The 22,679-nt window shown below is 71.1% G+C and carries 22 protein-coding genes, 2 tRNA genes and 1 rRNA gene; 18 read left to right on the forward strand and 7 right to left on the reverse strand.

What is annotated here, in order from left to right; translation table 11 throughout:
• The first annotated feature begins 165 nt into the window (after window positions 1-165).
• The 6 genes from ACFYTT_RS21865 to ACFYTT_RS21890 all read left to right on the forward strand — a co-directional run bounded on the left by ACFYTT_RS21865 (window position 166) and on the right by ACFYTT_RS21890 (window position 4,556).
• Entirely contained in the window at window positions 166-630 is a 465-nt protein-coding gene (locus ACFYTT_RS21865; protein WP_387261691.1) for a RidA family protein, read from the forward strand.
• Window positions 623-1,147, forward strand: coding sequence for a 3-hydroxyanthranilate 3,4-dioxygenase (locus tag ACFYTT_RS21870; protein ID WP_131057720.1), 525 nt, complete (start codon window positions 623-625; stop codon window positions 1,145-1,147). Before ACFYTT_RS21865 ends, ACFYTT_RS21870 begins: the two co-directional genes overlap by 8 nt.
• A gap of 2 nt (window positions 1,148-1,149) precedes the next feature.
• Window positions 1,150-2,166 (forward strand): amidohydrolase family protein, encoded by a 1,017-nt coding sequence (locus ACFYTT_RS21875; protein WP_387261611.1) that lies wholly within the window; start codon window positions 1,150-1,152, stop codon window positions 2,164-2,166.
• 171 nt (window positions 2,167-2,337) lie between these two features.
• Window positions 2,338-3,801, forward strand: coding sequence for an amidase (locus ACFYTT_RS21880; protein WP_387261615.1), 1,464 nt, complete (start codon window positions 2,338-2,340; stop codon window positions 3,799-3,801).
• A 70-nt stretch (window positions 3,802-3,871) separates the two neighbouring features.
• Window positions 3,872-4,156, forward strand: coding sequence for a hypothetical protein (locus tag ACFYTT_RS21885; protein WP_387261694.1), 285 nt, complete (start codon window positions 3,872-3,874; stop codon window positions 4,154-4,156).
• Window positions 4,143-4,556 (forward strand): DUF5130 family protein, encoded by a 414-nt coding sequence (locus tag ACFYTT_RS21890; RefSeq protein WP_387261618.1) that lies wholly within the window; start codon window positions 4,143-4,145, stop codon window positions 4,554-4,556. The genes ACFYTT_RS21885 and ACFYTT_RS21890 overlap by 14 nt, the downstream gene beginning before the upstream one ends.
• Window positions 4,557-4,671: 115 nt before the next feature.
• Here the strand turns inward: ACFYTT_RS21890 and pepN are convergent, their stop codons facing one another.
• Window positions 4,672-7,221, reverse strand: coding sequence for an aminopeptidase N (pepN, locus tag ACFYTT_RS21895; protein WP_387261621.1), 2,550 nt, complete (start codon window positions 7,219-7,221; stop codon window positions 4,672-4,674).
• Window positions 7,222-7,439: 218 nt separating this feature from the next.
• Between pepN and ACFYTT_RS21900 the strand changes: the two genes are divergently transcribed.
• The 3 genes from ACFYTT_RS21900 (at window position 7,440) to ACFYTT_RS21910 (ending at window position 10,783) form a co-directional block, all read left to right on the forward strand.
• A complete protein-coding gene (locus tag ACFYTT_RS21900; protein WP_131056477.1) occupies window positions 7,440-8,063 on the forward strand; it encodes a disulfide bond formation protein DsbA in 624 nt (207 codons plus the stop codon).
• A gap of 774 nt (window positions 8,064-8,837) precedes the next feature.
• On the forward strand, window positions 8,838-10,043 hold the full coding sequence (locus ACFYTT_RS21905) for a DUF1015 family protein (RefSeq protein WP_387261624.1): 1,206 nt from the start codon (window positions 8,838-8,840) through the stop codon (window positions 10,041-10,043).
• A gap of 272 nt (window positions 10,044-10,315) precedes the next feature.
• Window positions 10,316-10,783: a ribose-5-phosphate isomerase gene (locus tag ACFYTT_RS21910; RefSeq protein ID WP_176095040.1), complete on the forward strand. Its 468-nt coding sequence runs from the start codon at window positions 10,316-10,318 to the stop codon at window positions 10,781-10,783.
• A gap of 22 nt (window positions 10,784-10,805) precedes the next feature.
• Here ACFYTT_RS21910 and ACFYTT_RS21915 read toward each other — a convergent pair whose 3' ends face one another.
• Both ACFYTT_RS21915 and ACFYTT_RS21920 read right to left on the reverse strand, forming a co-directional pair.
• Entirely contained in the window at window positions 10,806-11,135 is a 330-nt protein-coding gene (locus ACFYTT_RS21915; protein WP_176095039.1) for a hypothetical protein, read from the reverse strand.
• A 19-nt stretch (window positions 11,136-11,154) separates the two neighbouring features.
• Entirely contained in the window at window positions 11,155-12,387 is a 1,233-nt protein-coding gene (locus ACFYTT_RS21920; protein WP_387261629.1) for a GNAT family N-acetyltransferase, read from the reverse strand.
• 115 nt (window positions 12,388-12,502) lie between these two features.
• On the opposite strand from ACFYTT_RS21920, the gene ACFYTT_RS21925 reads away from it, so the two are divergent.
• Window positions 12,503-13,042: a hypothetical protein gene (locus ACFYTT_RS21925; RefSeq protein ID WP_176095038.1), complete on the forward strand. Its 540-nt coding sequence runs from the start codon at window positions 12,503-12,505 to the stop codon at window positions 13,040-13,042.
• Between the two features lie 210 nt (window positions 13,043-13,252).
• Here ACFYTT_RS21925 and ACFYTT_RS21930 read toward each other — a convergent pair whose 3' ends face one another.
• A complete protein-coding gene (locus ACFYTT_RS21930; protein ID WP_387261632.1) occupies window positions 13,253-14,482 on the reverse strand; it encodes a S8 family serine peptidase in 1,230 nt (409 codons plus the stop codon).
• A gap of 124 nt (window positions 14,483-14,606) precedes the next feature.
• Complete coding sequence (locus ACFYTT_RS21935; RefSeq protein ID WP_387261635.1) at window positions 14,607-14,888, reverse strand: hypothetical protein; 282 nt, start codon at window positions 14,886-14,888, stop codon at window positions 14,607-14,609.
• A 48-nt stretch (window positions 14,889-14,936) separates the two neighbouring features.
• Here ACFYTT_RS21935 and ACFYTT_RS21940 point away from each other — a divergent pair, with 48 nt between their 5' ends.
• Window positions 14,937-15,725 (forward strand): aminoglycoside N(3)-acetyltransferase, encoded by a 789-nt coding sequence (locus ACFYTT_RS21940; protein WP_387261637.1) that lies wholly within the window; start codon window positions 14,937-14,939, stop codon window positions 15,723-15,725.
• Between the two features lie 196 nt (window positions 15,726-15,921).
• Here the strand turns inward: ACFYTT_RS21940 and ACFYTT_RS21945 are convergent.
• A tRNA-Gly gene (locus ACFYTT_RS21945) sits at window positions 15,922-15,995 on the reverse strand.
• 219 nt (window positions 15,996-16,214) lie between these two features.
• Here ACFYTT_RS21945 and ACFYTT_RS21950 point away from each other — a divergent pair.
• The 6 genes from ACFYTT_RS21950 to ACFYTT_RS21975 all read left to right on the forward strand — a co-directional run bounded on the left by ACFYTT_RS21950 (window position 16,215) and on the right by ACFYTT_RS21975 (window position 21,647).
• Window positions 16,215-16,288: transfer RNA gene (locus tag ACFYTT_RS21950), tRNA-Pro, on the forward strand.
• Window positions 16,289-16,449: 161 nt separating this feature from the next.
• A complete protein-coding gene (gene tig, locus ACFYTT_RS21955) occupies window positions 16,450-17,796 on the forward strand; it encodes a trigger factor (RefSeq protein ID WP_387261640.1) in 1,347 nt (448 codons plus the stop codon).
• Window positions 17,797-17,968: 172 nt separating this feature from the next.
• Window positions 17,969-18,610: a ClpP family protease gene (locus tag ACFYTT_RS21960; RefSeq protein ID WP_131052514.1), complete on the forward strand. Its 642-nt coding sequence runs from the start codon at window positions 17,969-17,971 to the stop codon at window positions 18,608-18,610.
• 14 nt (window positions 18,611-18,624) lie between these two features.
• The gene (locus tag ACFYTT_RS21965) at window positions 18,625-19,287 is read left to right on the forward strand and encodes an ATP-dependent Clp protease proteolytic subunit (protein WP_131052513.1); all 663 of its coding nucleotides are present in this window, start codon (window positions 18,625-18,627) and stop codon (window positions 19,285-19,287) included.
• Window positions 19,288-19,492: 205 nt separating this feature from the next.
• The gene (clpX, locus tag ACFYTT_RS21970; protein WP_131052512.1) at window positions 19,493-20,788 is read left to right on the forward strand and encodes an ATP-dependent Clp protease ATP-binding subunit ClpX; all 1,296 of its coding nucleotides are present in this window, start codon (window positions 19,493-19,495) and stop codon (window positions 20,786-20,788) included.
• A gap of 61 nt (window positions 20,789-20,849) precedes the next feature.
• Window positions 20,850-21,647 (forward strand): carbon-nitrogen hydrolase family protein, encoded by a 798-nt coding sequence (locus ACFYTT_RS21975; RefSeq protein ID WP_131052511.1) that lies wholly within the window; start codon window positions 20,850-20,852, stop codon window positions 21,645-21,647.
• 6 nt (window positions 21,648-21,653) lie between these two features.
• On the opposite strand, the gene ACFYTT_RS21980 is transcribed toward ACFYTT_RS21975, so the two are convergent.
• The gene (locus ACFYTT_RS21980; protein WP_131052510.1) at window positions 21,654-21,881 is read right to left on the reverse strand and encodes a hypothetical protein; all 228 of its coding nucleotides are present in this window, start codon (window positions 21,879-21,881) and stop codon (window positions 21,654-21,656) included.
• Window positions 21,882-22,591: 710 nt separating this feature from the next.
• Here ACFYTT_RS21980 and ACFYTT_RS21985 point away from each other — a divergent pair.
• Window positions 22,592-22,679, forward strand: a 16S ribosomal RNA gene (locus ACFYTT_RS21985); the annotation flags it as partial.

Raw genomic sequence — 22,679 nt, forward strand, 5'->3', positions numbered from 1 at the left:
CGGGGGGGGGGGGGGGGGGCCGGGGCCCCCCGCCGGGGGGGGGGGGGGCCGGGTTTCCCCGGGGGGGGGGGGGGGGCCCCGGAACCCCTGACTCGGTTGGCGCTTGTGTTGCTCCGCCGGGTGGGGGTGCGGCTCAGGTGGTTGGCGCTTGTGTTGCTCGGCCGGGTGGTCGGGGTTCGTTGGTGGGGGTGTGGTGTGGGGAGTGACGGGGGGCGGGTGGTTGCGGGGAAGGCGGTGCCTCGTGGGGCCTTTCCGCACGTGAAGGTGGCCGGGGGGTTCGTGTTCGTGTCCGGGACGTCGTCCCGGCTGCCGGACAACAGCTTCGCCGGCGTGTCGGTGGACGAGTTCGGCACCACCGACCTGGACATCCGGGTGCAGACGCGCGCGGTCATCGAGAACATCGGTGACCTGCTGAGATCCGTCGGCGCCGAGTTGACCGACCTGGTGCAGGTGACGTCGTACCTGGTCAACATGAATGATTTCGGTGGGTACAACCAGGTGTGGGCGGAGTTCTTCGACGCCACCGGGCCGACCCGGACGACCGTGGCCGTGCACCAGTTGCCGCATCCCCACCTGCTGATCGAGATGCAAGCCGTGGCCCTGCTTCCCGGAGGAGGTAGTCGTGAGTGAGATCGCCGAGCCGTTCAGCTTTCCCGGCTGGATCGCCGACAACCAGCACCTGCTCAAGCCGCCGGTCGGCAACAAGGAGATGTTCCCCGGCTCCGACGACTTCATCGTCATGGTGGTGGGTGGGCCCAACCAGCGCACCGACTTCCACGTCGACCCGTACGAGGAGTTCTTCTACCAGGTCAAGGGCAACATGCACATCAACCTGATGACTCCGGAGGGGCCGCGTACGGTGCACGTGCGCGAGGGTCAGATGTGGATGCTGCCGCGCAACACCCCGCACTCGCCGCAGCGTCCCGAGCCCGGCTCGATCGGCGTGGTGGTCGAGCGGGTACGCGCCGAGGGGACGCTGGAGAAGTTCCAGTGGTACTGCCCCGAGTGCGGGCACAAGGTGCACGAGGTCGAGTTGCAGGTCCGCGACATCGCCGCCGACCTGCCGCCCGTCTTCGGCGCCTTCTACACCGACGAGGCGGCACGGACCTGCGAGCGGTGCGGCACGCTGCACCCGGGTAAGGGCTGACGATGGCGACACCCTCCGTGGTGGACGTGCACACCCACGTCGTACCCAGGGGATGGCCGGACCTCGCCGCGGCCTGCGGCGGGTCCGGGTGGCCCTGGCTGCGGGTCGACTCGGAACGCGCGGCCATGATCATGGTGGGGGAGACCGAGTTCCGGCCGGTCGGCGCCGAGTGCTGGGACGCGCCGACCCGCCTCGCCGACATGGCCGCCGACGGGGTGGACGTGCAGGTGGTCTCGCCCACGCCGGTGTTCTTCGGCTACGACCGCCCGGCCGACCAGGCGGTCCGGGTGGCCCGGATCTTCAACGACCTCACCCTGGAGGTCACCTCGGCCGGCGGCGACCGGCTGCTGCCGTTCTGCCAGGTGCCGTTGCAGGACCCGGACGCGGCCTGCGCCGAGCTGGACCGCTGCCTGGCGGCCGGGCACGTCGGCGTGGAGATCGGCAACCACGTCGGCGACCGGGACCTGGACGACGCCGGCATCGTGACGTTCCTGACCCACTGCGCCGAGGTGGGCGCGCCGGTCTTCGTGCACCCGTGGGACATGCCCGGCGGGCCCCGGCTCGACCGGTGGATGGCGCGCTGGCTCACCGGCATGCCCGCCGAGACGCACCTGTCGGTGCTGTCGATGATCCTCGGCGGGGTCTTCGACAAGGTGCCGCCGACGCTGCGGATCTGCTTCGCCCACGGCGGCGGCAGCTTCCCGTTCTGGCTGGGGCGCGCCGACAACGCCTGGCACCGCCGGGGCGACCTGGTACGCGGTGCCTCCGCCGCCCCGCCCAGCAGCTACCTGGACCGGTTCTACGTCGACTCGGTGGTCTTCTCCACCCCGGCGCTGCGGCTTCTGGTCGACACCATGGGCGTCGACCGGGTGTTGCTCGGCAGCGACTACCCGTACCCGCTGGGCGAGCGTCCGGCCGGACGGGTGGTCCACCAGGCCGACTTCCTCACCGACGCCCAGCGCGCCCGCCTGCTGGCCGGTAACGCCCTGCACTTCCTGCAAGGAAGGGCACCTTATTAACGCCTCGTGCATAGCAGGGGTCCCCTCCTAACAGCACGCCCCGGCGCTCGGCACGCAGCGCTCGGCACGCAGCGCGCGGCGCGCGGAGCACAGCGCCCGGCGCGCAGCCGCCTGGGCGCGTTCCGGCGCGTGACGGGTGCGAGCGGCGGGCCGGCGCGGCAGGATGACGACATGGCCGAGCCGCACGACCTGACCGCGTTGGAGCAGGCCGCCGCGATCGCCCGCGGCGAGCTGACCAGCCTGGAGACGGTCGAGCACTACCTGCACCGGGTCGACGCCCTCGGCGACACGGTGGGCGCCTTCGTCACGGTCACCGCCGAGGCGGCGCGCGAGGCGGCGCGAGCCGCCGACGCCACCCCGGCCGACCGGCGGGGACCGCTGCACGGCGTGGCCACCGCGATCAAGGACCTGACGTTGACGGCCGGCGTGCCCACCAGCTTCGGCTCGGCAGCCTTCGCCGACCTGGTTCCGCCGGTCGACGCCGACGTGGTGCGCTTCGTCCGGTCGGCCGGTCTGGTCAGCCTCGGCAAGACCACCACTTCCGAGCTGGGCTGCTCGCTCTATTCCGAGGGGCTGGTGGCCCCGCCGGCCCGCAACCCGTGGGACCTGGCGTACACCGCCGGCGGCTCCAGCGGCGGCGCGGCGGCTGCGGTGGCGGCCGGGCTGGTGCCGGTGGCCCAGGGCTCCGACGGCGGGGGATCGGTCCGCATCCCGGCGTCCCTGTGCGGCCTGATCGGCTACAAGCCGAGCCGGGGCGTGGTCTCCGGCGGCCCGCTCGGCTCCGGCGCGTTCGGGCTGCCCACCAGCGGCCCGATCGGCCGTACCGTCGCCGACGTGGCCGCGCTGCTCGACGTGTTCGCCGAGCCGGTGCCCGGCGAGCCGTACCTGCCGCCACCGCCGCCGGCCGCCGGCTACCTGGGCGCCGCCCGCGCCGCCGACCCCGGACGGTTGCGGGTGGGCCGGTTCACCGCGCCGATGCTCGCCGACGAGCCGGTCCACCCGGACTGCGTCGCCGCGGTGGACCGGGCCGTGACGCTGCTCACCGCCGCCGGTCACCAGGTGGTCGAGGTGCCACCGCCACTCGGGCCACAGGTCTGGCCGCTGTTCGAGGTCGTCTGGTACGTCCTCTCGCTCGCGCCGGTGCCGCCCGATCGGGAGGCCGACCTGCTGCCGTTGACCCGCTTCCTGCGGGCCCGGGGCGGCGGGATCTCCGCCGGTACGCTCAGCGCCACCCTCGGCGAACTCCAGGCGCAGGTACGCCTCGGCGCGCGCCGTACCGCCGACTGTGACCTGCTGCTCTGTCCCACGTTGGCGTCCCCGCAGGCACCCGTCGGCTGGTTCACCGAGGGGCGTACGCCGGAGGAGGACTTCGACCTGCAACGGCGGTTCTCCCCGTACTGTGCGGTCTTCAACGTCACCGGTCAGCCGTCGGTCTCGTTGCCGGTGGGGGTGACCGCCGAGGGGTTGCCGGTCGGTGTGTTGCTGACCGGTCGGTACGGCGACGACGCGAGACTGATCGCGACGGCTGCGCAACTGGAGGGTCTCTGTGGCGGGTGGGATCGCCACCCGCCGCTCTGGCGGGGCGTGGGCTCCGCTAACGTGAATGGCAGCGGAGTCGGGAGGTCACCACGGTGACCCGCCACCCGGCCCGGTCGAAGTTCTCTCTTTCCGCCTGGGGGCGTTGGGATTGTCTGTAACCGACACCTTGCTGGTCTTCGTCGGCATCCCGGCAGTCGTCGTGCTGGTGATCGCCGGCCTCGTCTACGCGGGCAGCCGCGGTGGTGGCGGCGGTGCCAAGCGGTACCGTCCGGGCCGACCCTTCAGCTTCACGCCGGTGTGGTTCCTCGGCAAGCCGGAGGAGCTGGCCGACTCGGCCGGCACCGCGCTGGCGGCGGGGGCACAGGCGCCCGCGCTGAGCAGCCGCAAGCAGGAACAGGCCGGCGTCGAGGCGCCGGCCGGTGGGACCGGAGGCGCAAGTGACCGTTGGTGAGAAGCAGCCCGAGACCACTCCGGGCACCCCGCCCGACGTGCTCGACGGTCCGTTCTCGACCCGCCAGCTGCTGCGCATCGACGAGGCACTGCGCCTGGCCGACAGGACCACCGGCCTGACCTTCTCGGTCTTCGTGGGCGGCCTCGACGAGCCGGTCCGCGAGCACGCCGAGCGGTTGCACCGGCAGCTCGCCGACCCGGACCGCTCGGTGCTGATCGCGGTCTCGCCCAACCAGCGGCAGATGGAGATCGTCACCGGCCGGCACGCCCGCAAGCGGGTGCCGGACACGTACGCCAAGATCGCCGCGCTGTCGATGGTGGCCTCGTTCGGCGGCGGTGACCTGGCCGGCGGCATCATCCAGGGGCTCGACCAGCTCTCCCGGTACGCCGGCACCGCCTGACCGTTCCCGTACGACGAAGCCCGGCCCCACCTGACGTGGGACCGGGCTTTCTCGTCTCCGTGTGGCCTTCCGTGTCCGTGCGGCGGGCCGACCGGCCCGCCGCACGGCGCGCGGGTCAGGCGCTGCGGGCGTCCCGGGCGCGGGCCGCGAGCGCCCGCACCACACCGTCGCGGCCCTCGGCCACCAGCCGACGCAGCGGACCCGGGTGGCCCTCCTGCGCCAGCCAGGCGTCGGTGGCCTCGACCGTGTCGTCGTCGACCAGGTACGCCGGGTACACCAGCATGGCGAACTCCTGCGCCGGCTCGCTGTCCCGGCGCGCCCAGACCTGCCCGACCGTGTCGAAGTACCGGTCCCGGTAGGGCGTGATCAGTTCGACCTGGGTCGGGTGGGTGAAACCCTGCAACAGCGCCCGGTTCCGCCAGTTCGGCAGCGCCTCGGCACCGGTGAGCTGTGCCCAGACCGCCGCCTTGTTCTCCGCGGTGGGCAGCAGGGCGTGTGCGTACGCGGCCTCCCGCTCGCCGCTGGAGGTCTTGTCGCCGGCCAGCTCGGCCTCGATCTGCGGCACACCCGCCACACCGTTGGCCACCAGGGACTGCAGCACGCTCCAGCGCAGCTCGGTGTCGATGGTCAGCCCGGCGGTCACCTCGGAGCCGTCCAGCCAGCCGCGCAGGATCGCCAGGTCCTCGGCGGAGCGGGCCGCGGAGACGTACGCCCGGGCCCAGGCCAGCTGGAAGCCGCTGCCGGGCTCGGCGGCGGCGAGCGCGGTCCGCGCGGTCCGGGCCAGGTCGGCCCAGCCGGTCGGCGCCCAGCTCGGGTCGGCGTAGAAGGTGATGGCGGTGCTGACCTGGCGCAGCGTGGCGGTGACCAGGTTGATGTCCCGCTCGGCCGGCAGCCCGGCCAGCACCAGCGCCACGTAGTCGCGGGTGGCAAGCTCGGCGTCGCGGGTCATGTCCCACGCGGCCGTCCAGCACAGCGCGCGCGCCAGCGACGACTCGAAGCCGGCGATGTGCTGCACCACCGTCGCCATCGACCGCCCGTCCAGGCGCAGCTTCGTGTACGTCAGGTCGTCGTCGTTGAGCAGCAGCACGTCGGCCGCCCGCACTCCGGCGAGCTCGGTCAGCTCGGTCGACTCGCCGTCGACGTCCACCTCGTACCGTTCGCGGCGCACCAGGCGACCGTCGGTGAGGTCGTAGAGGCCGACCCCGATCCGGTGGGTCCGCAGCGTCGGGTGACCCTGCGGCGCCTCCTGGCGGACCAGGACCCGCTGGTACGCGCCGTCCTCGCCGATGGTCAGCTCCGGCCGCAGCGTGTTGACCTGCGCCGTCTCCAGCCACTGGGTGGCGAAGGTGCGCAGCTTGCGCCCGGAGGCGGTCTCCAGCTCGGTGAGCAGGTCGTCGAAGGTGGCGTTGCCCCAGGCGTGCTTGGCGAAGTACGCCCGTAGACCCGCCAGGAACGGCTCCTCACCCACGTACGCCACGAGCTGCTTGAGCACGCTGGCGCCCTTGGCGTACGTGATGCCGTCGAAGTTGACCTCGACCGCCTCCAGGTCCGGCATCTCGCAGTACACCGGGTGGGTGGAGGAGAGCTGGTCCTGCCGGTAGCCCCAGTTCTTCCGGATGGACAGGAACGTCGTCCACGCCTCGGTGAAGCGGGTGGCGTGCGTGTTGCACCAGTGGCTGGCCCACTCGGCGAACGACTCGTTCAGCCACAGGTCGTTCCACCAGCGCATGGTGACCAGGTCACCGAACCACATGTGCGCCAGCTCGTGCAGGATCGTGTTGGCCCGCTGCTCGTACTCGTAGTCGGTCACCTGCGACCGGAACAGGTAGTACGACTCGGCGTGCGTGACGCAGCCGAAGTTCTCCATCGCGCCGGCGTTGAAGTCCGGCACCCAGACCTGGTCGTACTTGGGCAGCGGGTAGCGCACCCCGAACTGCTCGTGGAAGAAGTCGAAGCCCTGCGTCGTGATCAGGTTCAGGTCCTCGGCGTCGAGGTACTGCGCCATGCTGGCCCGGCAGAAGTAGCCCAGGTCGATGCCGTCGTGGGCGTACCGCACCTCGTGGTACGGCCCGGCGCAGATCGCGGTGATGTAGGTGCTCATCCGCGGTGAGGTGGTGAAGTGCAGGGTCTTGCACCCCTCACCCGCCGCCTCCTCGCGCTCCACCGGCATGTTGGAGACGGCCTTCCAGTGCTCCGGGACGGTGGCGTGCCAGGTGTAGACGCTCTTCAGGTCGGGCTGGTCGAAGCAGGCGTACGTGCGCTGCGCGTCGGCGGTCTCGAACTGCGAGTAGAGGTAGGTCTCGCCGTCGACCGGGTCGACGCTGCGGTGCAGGCCCTGCCCCGAGCTGGAGTACGCGAAGTCGGCGTCGACGACCAGCGTGTTCTCCTCGGCCAGACCGGTCAGGGTCAGCCCCTTCTCGGCCGACCAGTCGGACAGGTCGACCGGGTCGCCGTTGAGCGTCGCCGAGCGGATCGAGTCCGCGGCGACCTCGATGAACGTGCTGGCGCCCGGCTCGCTGCACCGGAAGCGCACCTCGGTGGTCGATCGGAAGGTGCGGCCACCGGCCGCGTGTACGGCACTGGACAGGTCCAGGTTGATGTCGTACCCGGTCACGTCGAGCAGTCGGGCCCGCTCGGTCGCCTCGACCTGTGTCAGGTTGCGCACTCCCGGCACGTTCGTCTCCATCCCACTATCGCCGCACGTCACGGTCACCTCAGTCGTCGACCGCTCGTGACGGCCGGTCCGGGCCTGAGTCTTCCATGCGTCAACACCCGTCGGTGGGCGAGGTCACGCGGCCCGTTACCGGCCGGTCGCCCCGATGCGGAGTAAAGATGCGTGATAGGCCGGTCGAATCGGCATCTCCGTTGCGAAGGGACCTAAACGTGAACGAGCGTGTCAGTGTCGACATGTGGTTCGACCCGATCTGCCCATGGGCGTGGATCACCTCCCGATGGCTGCTGGAGGTGGAGCGGGTCCGCGACATCGACGTCCGCTACCACGTGATGAGCCTGTCGGTGCTCAACGAGGGGCGGGAGCTGCCCGAGGCGTACCAGGAGATCATGAAGACCGGGTGGGGCCCGGTCCGCGTCTGCATCGCCGTCGGGCAGCGGTACGGCCCGGACGCCGTGCGGAACCTCTACACCGCCATGGGCACCCGGATCCACCTCGGCAAGGAGGCACGTGGACCGGAGTTGTACGCCGCCGCGCTGACCGACGCCGGGCTGGACCCGGCGCTGGCCTCGGCCGCCGACGACGCGAGCCTCGACGCGGCCCTGCGGGAGAGCCACGAGGCGGGGATGCGTCCGGTCGGCACCGAGGTCGGTACCCCGGTCGTGCACGCTCCGGGTCCGGATGGCAAGCAGGTCGCCTTCTTCGGCCCGGTGGTCACCCCGGCACCCAAGGGCGAGGCCGCCGGCCGACTCTGGGACGGCGTGATGCTGGTCGCCGGCACGCCCGGCTTCTTCGAACTCAAGCGCAGCCGCGACATCGACCCCATCTTCACCTGACCCACCTTGGGTGTAAGGAAGGGCCCCCTGCTAACGCCTCGTGTATAGCAGGGGTCCCCTCCTAACACCGCTGCCGCCGCCGGACGCTGCCGCCGCCGGACGCTGCCGCTACCGCCGTTGCGCGTCACCGCCCGCTCTGTGGGCTCGTTTGACCAGTTGTCCGCAGCGGCGATCCGGCGGCCCGTAGCCACGGCTGCCGACCGCACACCGCAGCTCGTGGAGGTGTAGCCATGGCCAAGCACCGTGCCCCCGTCGACGATCTCCAGTGGTGGGAGGAGCGCGGGAGCGGCGCGGACCGACCGGCGGTCGACCTGCGCTGGCCCGTCACCGGAAAAGGCCCTTCCGACGGCCTGACCCGGGTATCCGGGTCGGGTGTGGTGGGCGTGGCCCGGGTCCCCGTGACCTCGCGTCTGACCCCACCGGACCGGGACCTACGCGACCAGGGCCCACCGCCGGGACGGGTACGCCCCACCGCGCTGGTGACGCCTCAAGGCCCGCAGCACACACCCCCGGGCCAGCACCACACACCCCCAAACCCGCAGCACACGCCTGCCGGCTGGCAGCACAGACCACCCCCGAGCCGGCAGCACGGGCCGCTCGGCCGGCAGCACTCGCCCGTCGGCCGACGTCAGGCGCGCATCGAGCCGGAGTGTTAACAAGGGCCCCCTGCTCTACCTGAGGCGTTAATAAGGTGCCCTTCCTTGCGCGCCAACTGGTGGACGTCGTGCGGGTCGGCGGGAGACGCGGTCATCGCCGCCGGTAGCGTCAGTGGACATGACGGTCGTGCACCCGATCAACCGGGCCTGGATCACCACGGGCGGCACCGGCGCCCAGAACTACGACGAGTTCGCCGACGACGCGGAGATCACCGCGATCATCGAGGCGAACCCGCAGAGCGCCCTCGGCATCGAGATGCCGCACCGGGCTCCGGAGAGCCTCGGCAAGTCCTTCGCCGACGCCCTGCCGGAGGCGGCGACCCGGCTGGCCGAGGCGAAGGCCGACGGCAGTTACACGCCGGCCGAGCAGGTGGTGGTGCTGTACCGCATCAGCGCACCCGGTGAGGACTCCGCGTACGGGCTCTGGGTGATGGTCGACACCGACCAGATCTCCACCCGCGCCGACGAGCCGGGTCTGGTCATCCGCAACGAGGACGTCTTCATCGCCAAGGTGCGCGAGCGCGTCGCGCTGGCCGAGACGCTGGGGCACCTGCTCTCGCCGGTGCTGCTGTTGCAGACCGGGCGGGGTGACGAACTGCACGCCGCGCTGGCCGCCGCCACCGAATCGGCCGGTGCGCCCGCCGCCACCGACACCGACCAGGCCGGGCGTACGCACGCCATCTGGCTGCTCGGCCCCGGGCCGCGCCAGGACGAGCTGACCGCGCTGGCCGGCGGCGGCGAGCTGGTCGTCGCCGACGGCAACCACCGCAGCCTGGCCGCCCAGACCGGTGGACTGCCGCGCTTCCTGGCGGTCGTCACCACGCCCGCCTCGGTGGCCATCCAGCCGTACAACCGGCTGGTCAGCGAGCTGACCACCACGCCCGACGAGCTGCTCGACCGGCTGCGCGCGGCGGGTGCCGAGGTCACCGACATCACCGGTCCGGCCGAGGTTCCGGCCACCGGCGGCACCGTCGTGCTCCAGCTTCCCGGCCGGGCGTACGCGGTGACTCTGCCGCACACCGGCACCAACCGGCTGGAGAACCTGGACCACGCCCTGGTCGAGCGGCTGCTGCTGCGCGACGCCCTGGGGCTGGACCCGGGCGACAAGCGGATCACCTACGTCGGCGGTGACTATCCGGCGAGCTGGCTGACCAGTGAGGTCGAGGCCGGTCGGGCCGAGTTGGCCGTGCTCGTCGCCCCGGTGACCGTGGACGACTTCGTCGCGGTCAACCTGGCCCGGGAGAAGATGCCGCGCAAGAGCACCTGGTTCACCCCGAAGGCGCGGGGTGGCCTGGTCGTCGCCGAGCTGGTCGACCGCTCCTGACGTAGCCGCCGGCCCGCCCGTCGCCACGGGCGCGACCGACTTCGGCTCGCCGCCAGCCGTCACGCGAATCCGGCCCCGCCCCGCCATCACGGCCGGGCGGGGCCGGCGCGCGTCGCGGGACGGCGGGCCGCCGGCACCGGCGAAGGAGGGCCGGCCCCCCGCAGCGGGCGGGGAACCGGTCCGGCGGTGAGCCGCGACACGGGCTCCCGCTCAGCGGGTCACCACACCGCCCCCGATCGATGCGCCCCGGCGGGCCTGACAGACTGCCCGGTATGCGCGTCTACCTGGGATCCGATCACGCCGGTTTCGAGCTGAAGGTGCACCTGGCCAACCACCTCGCCAAGGAGGGCTACGAGGTGGTCGACGTGGGTCCGCACGCCTACGACCCGGACGACGACTACCCGGCCTTCTGCCTGCACGCCGGCACGCGGGTGGTGGCCGACGAGGGCAGCCTGGGCGTGGTGATCGGCGGTTCCGGCAACGGCGAGCAGATCGCCGCGAACAAGGTGGCCGGGGTGCGGGCGGCGCTGGCCTGGAGTGTGGAGACCGCGCAGCTCGGGCGGCAGCACAACGACGCCAACGTGGTCGCCGTCGGCGCGCGCCAGCACACTCTCGACGAGGCCACCGCGATCGTCGAGGCGTTCCTCACCACCGCCTTCTCCGGCAGCGACCGGCACGCCCGCCGGATCCACCAGGTGGCCGACTACGAGCGCACCCGCGAGCTGCCCGACCTGCCCTGAGCGTGCGACCGGCCGGGTGCGGTCAGCGGCGGGGCAGCTCGTCGCGGGGGGTCCAGTTCCGGCGGACGATGACCATCCGGGCGGCCGCCTCGGCCAGGTCCTCGTCGGTGGGCCGGGCGGCGTCCCGGGCCCGCATCGCCGCGGTCACGTTCACCTGCGACGAGCCGGAGCCGACCAGCCCGCGCAGCCCCCGCTCACCCTCGTCGGCCGAGCCGCCGCCGCGCCGTCCGCGTGGCGGCGGCTCACCGCCGTCGTGCACGTTCGCGGTGGTCGCGGTGGGACCGCCGTCGACAGGAGTGTCCGGCCCGCCGTGGTGCCGGTGCCGTCGCCGTCGTCGCTCCGCGTCCGCCATCCCTTGACCGTACCCGTCGTCAGAACACCTCCAGGGCGGACGCGGCGCGGTGCCAGCCGAAGGCGGGTCCGGCGGCGGCCAGTGCCCCCGGGCGCAGCTCGCGTACCCGACCGGCGTCGGCCAGCGCGGCCAGGCCGACGCCGCCGAGGAACAGTTCGCCGAGGCACCGGACGTCGCAGGCGAGGTCCGCCGGATCGTCGGTACGCGTGCAGTCCGCCTTCTCCGGCCCGCCGTGCAGCCGCCAGCGGCCGGTGTTCTCGGGCAGCAGGTCGTCGTCCACCTCGATGACCACGTCGACGTCGGTGGCGTAGCGCCGCGCGGAGAGCGCGGCCGGCACGTCCACCACCCGTACCCAGAGCGCGTCGCTCATCTGGGCGACGAGCATGCGCGGTTCGTTCACCATCCGCAGCAGCGGCTCGTCCACCGCCGCCCGCCGGGACACGACCTGCCGGGTCAGGTCGATCGAGAGCAGCATGCGCCAGATCGCCCGGTACGCCTCCGGGGTGGCCGCCACCACCTCGTCGACGGTGGTCACGCCCTTCGGGCCGGCGTTGTTCCACTCGCCCTTGGTGCGGAACAGCCCGTAGCCGTCGACGCCGCCCGGGCCCTCGTGCAGCACCACCCGCAGCTCGGTGGCGCCGTCGCGCTGCGACTTCGGGTCCATCAGCACGTACCGCCACCAGCGTTCGTCCCGCGACGACCAGCCGGGCCGGTCGCCGCGCACCCGGTCGTAGACCGTCGCCAGGTCGGCCTGCCGGTCGGCGGGCCGCTCCAGGCGGAGCCGGCCCTCGTCCGGCGTCGGTGCCGGCAGGCGCAGCTCGGTCGTCTCGCCGTTGATCATCAACCGTTGGGCGGCCAGCCCGTACCCGAACCGGGGGTAGATCCGGCCCTCGCTGGCCCAGAGCACCGCGACCGGCTCCCGCCCGGCGTCGTGGATCTCCCGGAGCTGCCGGCGCATCATCGCGCTGAGCAGGCCCTGACGCCGGTGGGTCGGCGCGACCCCGACCAGCGTGACGTGCGCGGCCGGCATCGCGCCGCCGGGCACACCCAGTTCCCGGGTGTACGCGGCGGCGCTGGCCACCAACTCCGACCCGTCGCGTACCACCAGGGCGCGTTCCGGCTCGAAGATCGCCCGTTCGGTCTCGTGGGCCTCGGAGTCGACCTCGTGGTGGAAGAGCACACCGAGGAAACGTCCGATGTCGTCGTAGTCCTCGGGGCGGCCGGCGCTGATGGTGGGAGCGAAGGTGTTCACCGCTCGTGTCTAGCTGATCGACGCGGGTCGGGCGACCGATTTGCGCGCTCGTTACTCTCGAAGTCTCCAGCGGTGGCCGGTGGCCGCCGCCGGTCCAGGGGGAGGGAACGACGACATGGCCGACCAGACGCAGCCGTGGGCGGAGCGCACCGTCGAGGTGCCGCCGCAGTCCGATGCGGGCATTCCGGCCCAGCGTGACCCGTACCGGCGGGGTGTGGCCTCGGTCGGTGCCCGAGCGCCGCGCACCGAGCCGTTCCCGGTGGTGGACCACGAGCCGACCGGCACTGGCTGGCCGGGCGAGCCCGCGCCGCGCCGGCCGCTGAGCTGGCACGTGGCCCAGCTCAAGCGGGGCGGGGAGTGGAGTGCGGCCGGCGCGCTGGTCGCATTCGTGTGCTGGGGGATCTGGGCGATCTCGGGCGGTGGTGACCTGGTCGGCCCGTTCCTGATCTTCATCCTGAGCCTGCTGGTCGGGGCCGGTCTGTTCGCGCTCACCCGGCTGATCGGTCGGCTGGTGCTGGAACGGCAGCTCGGCCGGGTACGCCGCAGCGCCCGGGGCGCGCACCTGGTCACGGCGATCTTCCTGACCGGTCTGGGCATCGCCTACCTGCAACAGACCCAGTGGATCGTGGACGCCTGGAACTGGCTGTTCAGCTGAGCCCGACGCCGCGACGGGACACCGCGCGGACACCGGGCGGGCCGACCGTACGGCCGACCCGCCCGGAAGCGGTCGCGCAGCCCGCGACCGAGGTCGTCACTCCACCAGGACGGCGGCCTGCTTACCCGGCGTGACGCGGTTCATCCCCCGGTGCCCGGCACCCGTCCGTGCTGTCCGCCCGCTGGGCCTGCGCGACCGGTCACCGGCCCGTCACGGGCCGCAGTAGAGCAGCCGGTTGGGGGTGCCGCTGCTCACTCCGCCGACCACGCCGACCGTGGCGCGCCCGGTCAGGTAGGCGGCGACCTGGGCCGGGCTCCAGCCGGGGTTGGCCTGCAGGGCGAGGGCGGCGCATCCGGCGACGTGCGCGGTCGCCGGTGACCCGCCGCTGAGGGTGGCGGTGGCGGTGTCCGAGGTGTGCCAGGTCGAGGTGATGTTCGCGCCCGGCGCGTACAGGTCGAGGCAGGAGCCGTAGTTGCCCGACGGCATCCGGGCGTCGGTGATCGTGGTGCCGGCGGCGGTCAGTGCGGCCGGCACCCGGCCGGGCGAGTAGGCGCAGGCGTTGCCGTTGGCGCTACCGGCGGTCACCGCGTAGGTGATGCCCGAGGCGATCGAGGCGGTCACCGCCGCGTCCAACGCGCTGCTCGCGGCACCGCCCAGCGCCAGCACCGCCACCGCCGGTCGGACGGCGTTCGCGGTCACCCAGTCCACGCCGCCGATGACCTGGGCGATGCTGCCGCTGCCCGCACAGTTGAGCACCCGCACCGGGTGCAGCCGCACCCGCTTGGCCACCCCGTGCAGGGTGCCGCCGACCGTGCCGGCCAGGTGGGTGCCGTGCCCGTTGCAGTCGTCCGCCGGCAGGCCGTCCACCAGGTCCACGCCGGTGCCGACCCGTCCGCCGAAGTCCCGGTGGGTGCCGCGCACCCCGGTGTCGATCACGTACGCGCGCACGTCCGGCGCGGTGTTCGGGTACGCGTACCGGCCGTCCAGGGGAAGGTTCCGCTGGTCGATCCGGTCCAGTCCCCAGGACGGCGGATTGAGCTGCACCCCCGGGTCGGCCAGCGTCACGATCCGGTTCTGCTCGACGAAGGCGACCGCCGGATCGGCGGCGAGTCGACGGGCGGCCGGCTCGCTCAGGCGTACCTCGAATCCGCGCAGCGCGGCGGTGAAGATCCGGTCGACGCGTCCGGCGTACCGGTCGGCCAGCCGGTCGGCGACGGCCGCCGGCGTGACGCCGGTACGCGCCGTGGACTCGTCGCGGAGCACGACGAGATAGCTGCCGGCGACGGCGGTGGCCGCGTCGGCGTACCTGATCTCGCCGGTGGCCGGAGCCGCGGCGGCTGGCGTGCCGGTCAGCGGGACCAGGACGGCGGCGGTGAGCAGGACGGCGAGGGACGCGCGGGTGACGGCCGGACGTCGCCGGAACGGACGGGGGAGTGGCATGGTTCCTCCTCCTGGCTGCGCCCCCGGCCGGGTTCTCCGGTGGAGGCGTCGACGGTAGCCAGGATGGTACCGAGATATCCACGAGAGTGGATTGATCTGGGAGGTTCGGCGCACACTCGATCCGTCACTCCGCCAGGTAGCCGGTCGCCGGATCGATCTCGGCGAGGAACTCCCGGATCGCCTGCACCAACTCGTCCCGGGTCAACGAGGCTCCGCCCGAGTTGGTGAGCCCGAAGCCGTAGTCGTTGCGCCCGTTGAGCCAGTCGAAGTCGTACGACCCCGGCCGACCCGCCTGCGTGCTCACCCGGAACTGCTCACCGTCGACGGTCAACAGCACCGACTCCCGGTCGTCGTCCTCCGGCCGCAGGTGCTCCGGCACCAGGCCCGGTTCCGGCTCGTCCGACATGCCCGCTCCTCCCCGCCGGAGCTGCTGCTCCGGCATAAACTGTGTCCAATGGACCAGGCGAGACCGCACACCGTCCAGTCGATAAGCGCCGACCTGCGTGCGCTCGGCGTCGACGCGGGTGACGTCCTGATTCTGCACTCGTCCAACCGCAGTCTCGGGTTCGTCGCCGGAGGCATCGAGGCGCTGGTGCACGCCCTGCTGGCGACGCTCGGTCCGGACGGCACGCTCGTCGTCCCCACGCACACACCCCACAACACCGACCCGGCCGGCTGGCAGCATCCGCCCGTACCGGAATCGTGGTGGCCAGTGATCCGCGAGCAGACCCCCGGCTTCGACCCCGCCCGCACCCCGAGCCGGTGGATGGGCGCCGTCCCCGAGGTGGTGCGTGCCTGGCCGGGCGCCCTGCGCAGCGACCACCCGCAACTCTCCTTCGCAGCCCTCGGCGCGGACGCCGCCGACATCGTCGCCGGCCACCGCCTCGACGACGCGCTCGGCGAGACCTCACCGCTCGGCGCGGTGTACCGGCGCGACGGCAAAGTCCTTCTGCTCGGCTGCGGCCACGACTCCAACACCTCGCTGCACCTGGCCGAGTGGCGGCACCCGTCGTCCCCACGCGCCGCCACCGGCTCCTCGGTCCGCCAACCCGACGGCACGAGCCGCTGGACGACCTGGGTGGACGTCGTCACCGACGAGAGTGACTTCGTCCGCCTGGGCGACGACTTCGAGGCCACCGGTGCGGCGACGATCGGCCGCGTCGGCAACGCCACGGCCCGGCTGATGTCCCAACGTTCGCTGGTCGACTTCGCCACCACCTGGATGGCCGCCCACCGCACCTGATCGCTTGTACTGCGGTCACGGAAGAGGGTTGCACGCCCCGAAGGCTGGCACCAGTGTCCGACACTCCGGTGCGAACGCGGCTCTCCCAGGAGTCACTGCACAGTGGCCGGCGGAGCTTGTCGGGACCGAACGGCGGGAGCTGGAACGACAGCGGCCCAGGCTGGGCGAGAACGCCGCTGACCTGGGCCGGTGGTGCTGGAGCGGGCGACGAGAATCGAACTCGCACCGTCAGTTTGGAAGACTGAAGCTCTGCCATTGAGCTACGCCCGCGTACGCCCCGACGGATCAGGGCGCGCCGACAGCGTACCCAATGCGCGTCTGCCCCGCGCGGCCGTATCCGGTGCGGCGTCCGCGCGGTCGTCGGCGCGGCGGTACGGATGGCCGGGGATGGTGGGTAACGGCCGCGATGTCCTGTTCATCCCGTTCGGCGCGTTGGGTGACGCCCCGGCATCCCTTTGTCGGACCGACGGCATAGACTGCACGTCGCCACGGGGTGTGGCGCAGCTTGGTAGCGCACTCGCTTTGGGAGCGAGGGGCCGTGGGTTCAAATCCCGCCACCCCGACTGCCGCTCGCGGCCGGGTCGACCCGGGCGCCGGTCACCGTTCCGGGTCCTGCCGTTCGTGCGGTTCCCGGGCGCTGCCGGCCCGCCGTGCCGGCTCGCCTACACTCTATGGGCTGTAAGAGCGCCCCAGAGACAACCGAGATCCGTCAAGGAGTACGCCTGTGAAGAGCACCGTCGAGACTCTGAGCCCGACGCGCGTGCGGCTCGCCATCGAGGTGCCGTTCGTCGAGCTCGAGCCGAGCCTCAAGAAGGCGTACCGGGAGATCGGTCAGCAGATCCAGATTCCCGGCTTCCGCCGGGGCAAGGTCCCGTCCGCGATCATCGACCAGCGGGTCGGCCGGGGCACCGTGCTCAACGAGGCGGTGCAGGAGGCGATCCCGCAGAACATCCTGAGCGCGGTCCGCGAGCACGACCTCAAGACCCTGGGTCGCCCCGAGGTCGAGATCACCGAGTTCAACGACGGTGACTCGCTCAACTTCACCGCCGAGGTCGACGTCCGGCCGGAGATCACCCTGCCCGACCTGGCCACCATCGAGGTCACGGTCGACGAGCTCAAGATCGACGACAGCGAGATCGACGAGCAGGTGAAGAGCCTGCGCGAGCGCTTCGCCACCCTCAAGACCGTGGAGCGGCCGGCCGCCGAGGGCGACTACGTACAGATCGACCTGCGGGCGACCGTCGACGGCGAGGAGGTGCCGGGCGGCTCGGCCAGCAACATCTCCCACGAGGTGGGCAGCAAGCAGCTCCTGCCGGGCCTGGACGAGGCCGTGGTCGGCCTCTCCGCCGGCGAGGACACCACCTTCACCACCCAGCTCGTCGGCGGCGACTTCGCCGGTCGGGACGCCGACGTGGCGGTGACCGTGCGGACCGTCAAGGAGAAGGAGCTGCCCGAGCTGGACGACGACTTCGCCCAGCTGGCCAGCGAGTTCGACACCATCGGGGAGCTGCGCGACGACCTGCGTGAGCGGGTCACCCGGGGCAAGCGGGTCGAGCAGATCTACGCCGCCCGGGACAAGGCCCTCGAGCAGCTCGTCGAGGTCGCCGACGTGCCGGCCCCCGAGGGCGTCATCCGCGACGAGGTGGAGAGCCGCAAGCAGGCGATGGTCGACCAGCTCGAGCGCATCGGCGCCTCGATGGAGGACTACCTCTCCGCCGAGGAGAAGACCGAGGAGCAGATCGACACCGAGCTGACCGAGGCCGCCACCCAGGGCGTCAAGGTCCAGCTGCTGCTCGACACCCTGGCCGACGCCGAGGACACCCAGGTCTCCGACGACGAGTTCGGCCACGAGATCGTGCACCGCGCCCAGCGCGCCGGCATGGCCCCCCAGCAGTACTACGACCAGCTGGTCCGCTCCGGCACGGCCGGCGCGGTCTACGGCGACGTGCGGCGGGGCAAGGCGCTCGCCTCGGTCATGGAGCGCGTCAAGATCAAGGACTCGGCCGGCAACGAGGTGAGCCTCGACGCTCTCCGTGAGGCGAGCGAGCAGGAGCACGCGCACGAGCACTGATCGCGGGGGTGGGCCACCGTCCGCCGGTAGCGGTGGGTGGTGGCCCGATTCCTTTGCCGGGTACGCCTCTCAGGGGTCCTGCGCTGAGAGCGAACAGTGCCCGGACCGGGGCTCTGCCGCCCGGCGCAGCGGTTAGTGTCGGACACGACGGTACGGAGAGCGAAGGGCTGCCATGACCGACATGCACATCCCAGCGAAGCCGCTCCGGGCGATTGACGCCCGTGGCGGTGACACCATTGGCAACCTCGACGACTCGGTCTACAACCGGTTGCTCAAGGAGCGGATCGTCTTCCTGGGCAGCGAGGTGACCGACCAGGTCGCCAACCGCATCTGCGCGCAGCTGCTGCTGCTCGCCGCGGAGGACCCGGACCGCGACATCAACCTCTGGATCAACTCGCCCGGTGGCTCCGTCTACTCGGGTATGGCCATCTACGACACCATGCAGTTCATCGACAACGACGTGTCGACCGTGGCGATGGGCATGGCGGCCTCGATGGGCCAGCTGCTGCTCTGCGCGGGCACCAAGGGCAAGCGCTACGCCCTCCCGCACGCCCGGATCATGATGCACCAGCCCTCCGGTGGCATGGGCGGTACCGCAGCCGACATCGCGATCCAGGCCGAGCAGATGCTCTACACCAAGCGGATGTTCCAGGAGCGGGTCGCCTCCCACACCGGCCAGTCCCCGGCGCAGATCGAGGCGGACTCGGACCGTGACCGTTGGTTCACCGCCCAGGAGGCCGTGGACTACGGCTTCATCGACAAGGTGATCACCGGGGCCGCCCAGGTTCCCGAGGGCGCCGGGACCCTGAGCTGATCGAGGAGCAGACGATGACCGACCTGAGCCTGCCGCCACAGTTCGCGGCCGTGCACAACCGCTACGTCCTGCCGTCGTTCGTGGAGCGCACGTCGTACGGGGTCAAGGAGTCCAACCCGTACAACAAGCTCTTCGAGGACCGGATCATCTTCCTCGGCGTCCAGGTGGACGACGCGTCGGCCAACGACGTGATGGCCCAGCTGCTCACCCTGGAGGGGACCGACCCCGACCGGGACATCATCATGTACATCAACTCGCCCGGTGGCTCGTTCACGGCCATGACGGCGATCTACGACACCATGCAGTACGTCCGGCCGGACATCCAGACCGTGTGCCTGGGTCAGGCCGCGTCCGCCGCCGCCGTGCTCCTGGCCGCGGGCACGCCGGGCAAGCGGATGGCGCTGCCGAACTCGCGGATCATCATCCACCAGCCGGCCACCGAGGGCGGCTACGGGCAGGGCTCGGACATCGAGATCCAGGCCCGGGAGATCCTGCGGATGCGGACCCAGCTGGAGGACATGCTCTCCCGGCACTGCAACCGCGCGGTCGACCTGGTCCGCAAGGACATCGACCGCGACAAGATCATGACGGCCGAGGAGTCCCGCGAGTACGGGCTGGTCGACACGATCCTCACCAGCCGCAAGAAGGGACTGCTGGCCGCCAACTCGGCCAGCTGACCGTTACCAGGCCAGAGGCCGGCGGGGTCTGTTGCCCGCCGGCCTCTGACACACCCGTTTTGGGGGTCGGAGAAAACTCCGACAGCGGGTAACGTCGGGTCCGTACCACTTAGCCGGGCGACCGGCGGGGTAAGAAGACGGGCGGAGCGTAAGCGTCCGCAGGTCGTGGCCGGGGCTCCGGCCGATGAGTGCAGGGAGAACGTAGGTGGCACGGATCGGTGACGGTGGCGACCTACTCAAGTGCTCCTTCTGCGGTAAATCGCAGAAGCAGGTCAAGAAGCTCATCGCGGGCCCTGGGGTCTACATCTGCGACGAGTGCATCGATCTCTGTAACGAGATCATCGAAGAGGAGTTGGCCGAGTCCGGCGAGGTGAAGTGGGAAGAGCTTCCCAAGCCGATGGAGATCTGCCAGTTCCTCGACAACTACGTCGTGGGGCAGGAGCAGGCCAAGAAGGCGCTCGCCGTCGCGGTCTACAACCACTACAAGCGCATCCAGGCCGAGGCGGCCGGTGCACCGGGCTCCGGTAACGACGGCGTCGAGCTGGCCAAGTCGAACATCCTGCTGCTCGGTCCGACCGGGTGCGGCAAGACGCACCTGGCCCAGACGCTGGCGCGGATGCTCAACGTCCCGTTCGCCATCGCCGATGCCACCGCCCTCACCGAGGCCGGCTACGTCGGCGAGGACGTGGAGAACATCCTCCTCAAGCTGATCCAGGCCGCCGACTACGACATCAAGCGTGCCGAGACCGGGATCATCTACATCGACGAGGTCGACAAGATCGCCCGGAAGTCGGAGAACCCGTCGATCACCCGGGACGTCTCCGGCGAGGGCGTGCAGCAGGCGCTGCTGAAGATGCTCGAAGGCACGGTCGCCAACGTTCCCCCGCAGGGCGGCCGGAAGCACCCGCACCAGGAGTTCATCCAGATCGACACCACCAACGTGCTGTTCATCTGCGGTGGTGCCTTCGCTGGGCTGGACCAGATCATCGAGGCGCGTACGGGTCACGGCGGCACCGGCTTCGGTGCCCGTCTCCGGGCCGTCTCCGAACGGTCCACCGACGACATCTTCAGCCAGGTCATGCCCGAGGACATGCTCAAGTTCGGGCTGATCCCCGAGTTCATCGGCCGGCTTCCGGTGATCACCAGCGTGCGCAGCCTGGACCGCAGCGCGCTGGTCCGCATCCTCACCGAGCCCCGCAACGCGCTGGTCCGTCAGTACCAACGCCTCTTCGAGCTGGACGGTGTCGAGCTGGAGTTCGAGCACCCGGCGCTGGAGGCGATCGCCGACCAGGCGATGTTGCGTGGCACCGGTGCCCGTGGTCTGCGGGCGATCATGGAAGAGGTCCTGCTCTCCGTGATGTACGAGGTGCCCAGCAACCCCGACGCCGCCCGGGTGCTCATCGGACGCGACGCGGTGCTGGAGAACGTGAACCCGACCATCGTCCCGCGCGAGTTCACCGGCCGTCGGGCGCGGCGCGAGCGCGAGGAGAAGTCGGCCTGATCGGGCCGGTGCCAGGTGCTCGCGCTGCCGTCCACGGCAGTTCGGTCGTACGCTGGCAGGCATGCGCGTCGCTGTCTGCCAGCTGAACTCCCGGGACGACCGTAAGGCGAACCTGGTTGCCGCCGAGGCCCTGATCGATCGCGCGGCCGATGCCGGTGCCGACCTGGTGCTCCTCCCCGAGTACGTCGACTACCTCGGCCCGTCGAAGGGGATGCCTGCGGCGGAGCCGGTCGACGGCGAGGTCGGCCGGTTCTTCGCCGACGTCGCCCGTCGACGGGGTGTCTGGCTGATCGCCGGCTCGTTCCACGAGTCCGGCCCGGACCCCGAGCACACCTGGAACACTACGCTGGTCTTCGACCGGTCCGGCACCCTTGCCGCCAGCTATCGCAAGATCCACCTGTACGACGTGGAGATTCCCGGCCGAGTCTCGTACCGGGAGTCCGCCACGGTGGCACCCGGTGATCGTCCCGTGGTGGTCGACGTCGAGGGCGTACGCGTCGGCCTGTCGATCTGTTACGACCTCAGGTTCCCGGAGCTCTACCGCCAACTCGCCTCCGGCGGAGGCGCCCACCTGCTGGTGGTGCCGGCGGCGTTCATGATGCACACCGGCCGCGACCACTGGGAGGTCTTGTTGCGTGCTCGCGCGATCGAGAACCAGTGCTTCGTCGCGGCGGCCGGCCAGACCGGCGACCACGAACCCGCCCGCACCTGTTACGGCCGGAGCATGGTGGTCGACCCCTGGGGTTCGGTGCTCTCCCAGGTGCCCGACGGTCCCGGATTCGCGGTGGCCGACATCGACCTGACCCGGCTGGAACGTATCCGGGAAGAGCTGCCTAGCTTGGCCAACCGGCGGATGTGAAGGGCGCTACCCCTGTAGCAGGACGCCCACCAGTGCGAAGCCGGCGATGGCGGCGGCGGTCACCAGTAATGCCGTACTCATCCGCGACGGGCCGCGCTTGATCAGACGTCCGATCGAGGCCACCACCGCGAAGAGCACGAACGCACCGATGATCAGTTGCCAGAACGGCAGGAGGAGCCCGAGTAGCGCGTCCTCGGCGAGGACCGGGCTGGCGGGCCGGGACACGTCATCCATGCCAGACACTCTGGCACGTCCGGGCCTGTCCCGGTCGTCGCCGACAGGGCAGGTTCCACCGCAGGTGGTCGAGTGTCGATGGGGGAGACCCGGGGAGGCCGGCACTCGCCGCCGCCAAGCCCGGCTGGGCCACGGAAACAGTCATCGACGGATCCTGATTTGCCTTCTCCGGGACGTCCGCGTAACTTTCTCTCTGCACGAGGGAGGCCGGGGCAAACCGGCCGAGAACGGGCGCCAGGATCGAGTCGACACCGTCGACCTGAGACTGAGACCGGGTGGTGCGAGAGACTCCCTAAGACGGAGTTGCGATCGCGAAGCCAACCGGGTAGAGTGCTGAAGCCGGCAGGGAGCCGGGTGGGTCGCCAGAGATGGTGATCGCCGGTCTGCCGCTTCCCGCGACAGAAACGACCGCCCGATGGGCGTGCGTCAGCGCGGGTCCCGAGCAAGCTACAGAGTAAAAGCCTGATTCTTCAGGTTGCACTCCGAGAGCGGCTCAGATAGTTTGGAGCGGTTGCCCCAGACGCGGTCAGGCAGAAATGCAGGATCGTGGTGTGGTGTGTGGTTGTTCTTTGAGAACTCAACAGGGTGCTTGATAAGCCAGTGCCAAATTGTTTTATGATACCCCGTGCTGGCCAAGCTTTTGCTTGGTTGGTGGGGATTCCTTTGGCAACAACATTTTGTTGCTGGGGTTTGCTTTTCCAATTAGGTTTTTGTTGGAGAGTTTGATCCTGGCTCAGGACGAACGCTGGCGGCGTGCTTAACACATGCAAGTCGAGCGGAAAGGCCCTTCGGGGTACT

The sequence above is a fragment of the Micromonospora sp. NPDC003816 genome (assembly GCF_042874705.1).
GTDB lineage: Bacteria > Actinomycetota > Actinomycetes > Mycobacteriales > Micromonosporaceae > Micromonospora.

Excerpts from the sequence above, each read along its gene's own strand:
- ACFYTT_RS21880 (WP_387261615.1), top strand. The coding sequence starts at position 2,338 with ATGGCCGAGCCGCACGACCTGACCGCGTTGGAGCAGGCCGCCGCGATC.
- ACFYTT_RS21875 (WP_387261611.1), top strand. The coding sequence starts at position 1,150 with ATGGCGACACCCTCCGTGGTGGACGTGCACACCCACGTCGTACCCAGG.
- ACFYTT_RS21965 (WP_131052513.1), top strand. The coding sequence starts at position 18,625 with ATGACCGACCTGAGCCTGCCGCCACAGTTCGCGGCCGTGCACAACCGC.
- ACFYTT_RS21915 (WP_176095039.1), bottom strand. The coding sequence starts at position 11,135 with ATGGCGGACGCGGAGCGACGACGGCGACGGCACCGGCACCACGGCGGG.
- ACFYTT_RS21980 (WP_131052510.1), bottom strand. The coding sequence starts at position 21,881 with ATGGATGACGTGTCCCGGCCCGCCAGCCCGGTCCTCGCCGAGGACGCG.
- ACFYTT_RS21935 (WP_387261635.1), bottom strand. The coding sequence starts at position 14,888 with ATGTCGGACGAGCCGGAACCGGGCCTGGTGCCGGAGCACCTGCGGCCG.
- ACFYTT_RS21940 (WP_387261637.1), top strand. The coding sequence starts at position 14,937 with ATGGACCAGGCGAGACCGCACACCGTCCAGTCGATAAGCGCCGACCTG.
- ACFYTT_RS21905 (WP_387261624.1), top strand. The coding sequence starts at position 8,838 with ATGACGGTCGTGCACCCGATCAACCGGGCCTGGATCACCACGGGCGGC.
- ACFYTT_RS21910 (WP_176095040.1), top strand. The coding sequence starts at position 10,316 with ATGCGCGTCTACCTGGGATCCGATCACGCCGGTTTCGAGCTGAAGGTG.
- ACFYTT_RS21925 (WP_176095038.1), top strand. The coding sequence starts at position 12,503 with ATGGCCGACCAGACGCAGCCGTGGGCGGAGCGCACCGTCGAGGTGCCG.
- ACFYTT_RS21960 (WP_131052514.1), top strand. The coding sequence starts at position 17,969 with ATGACCGACATGCACATCCCAGCGAAGCCGCTCCGGGCGATTGACGCC.
- ACFYTT_RS21930 (WP_387261632.1), bottom strand. The coding sequence starts at position 14,482 with ATGCCACTCCCCCGTCCGTTCCGGCGACGTCCGGCCGTCACCCGCGCG.
- ACFYTT_RS21975 (WP_131052511.1), top strand. The coding sequence starts at position 20,850 with ATGCGCGTCGCTGTCTGCCAGCTGAACTCCCGGGACGACCGTAAGGCG.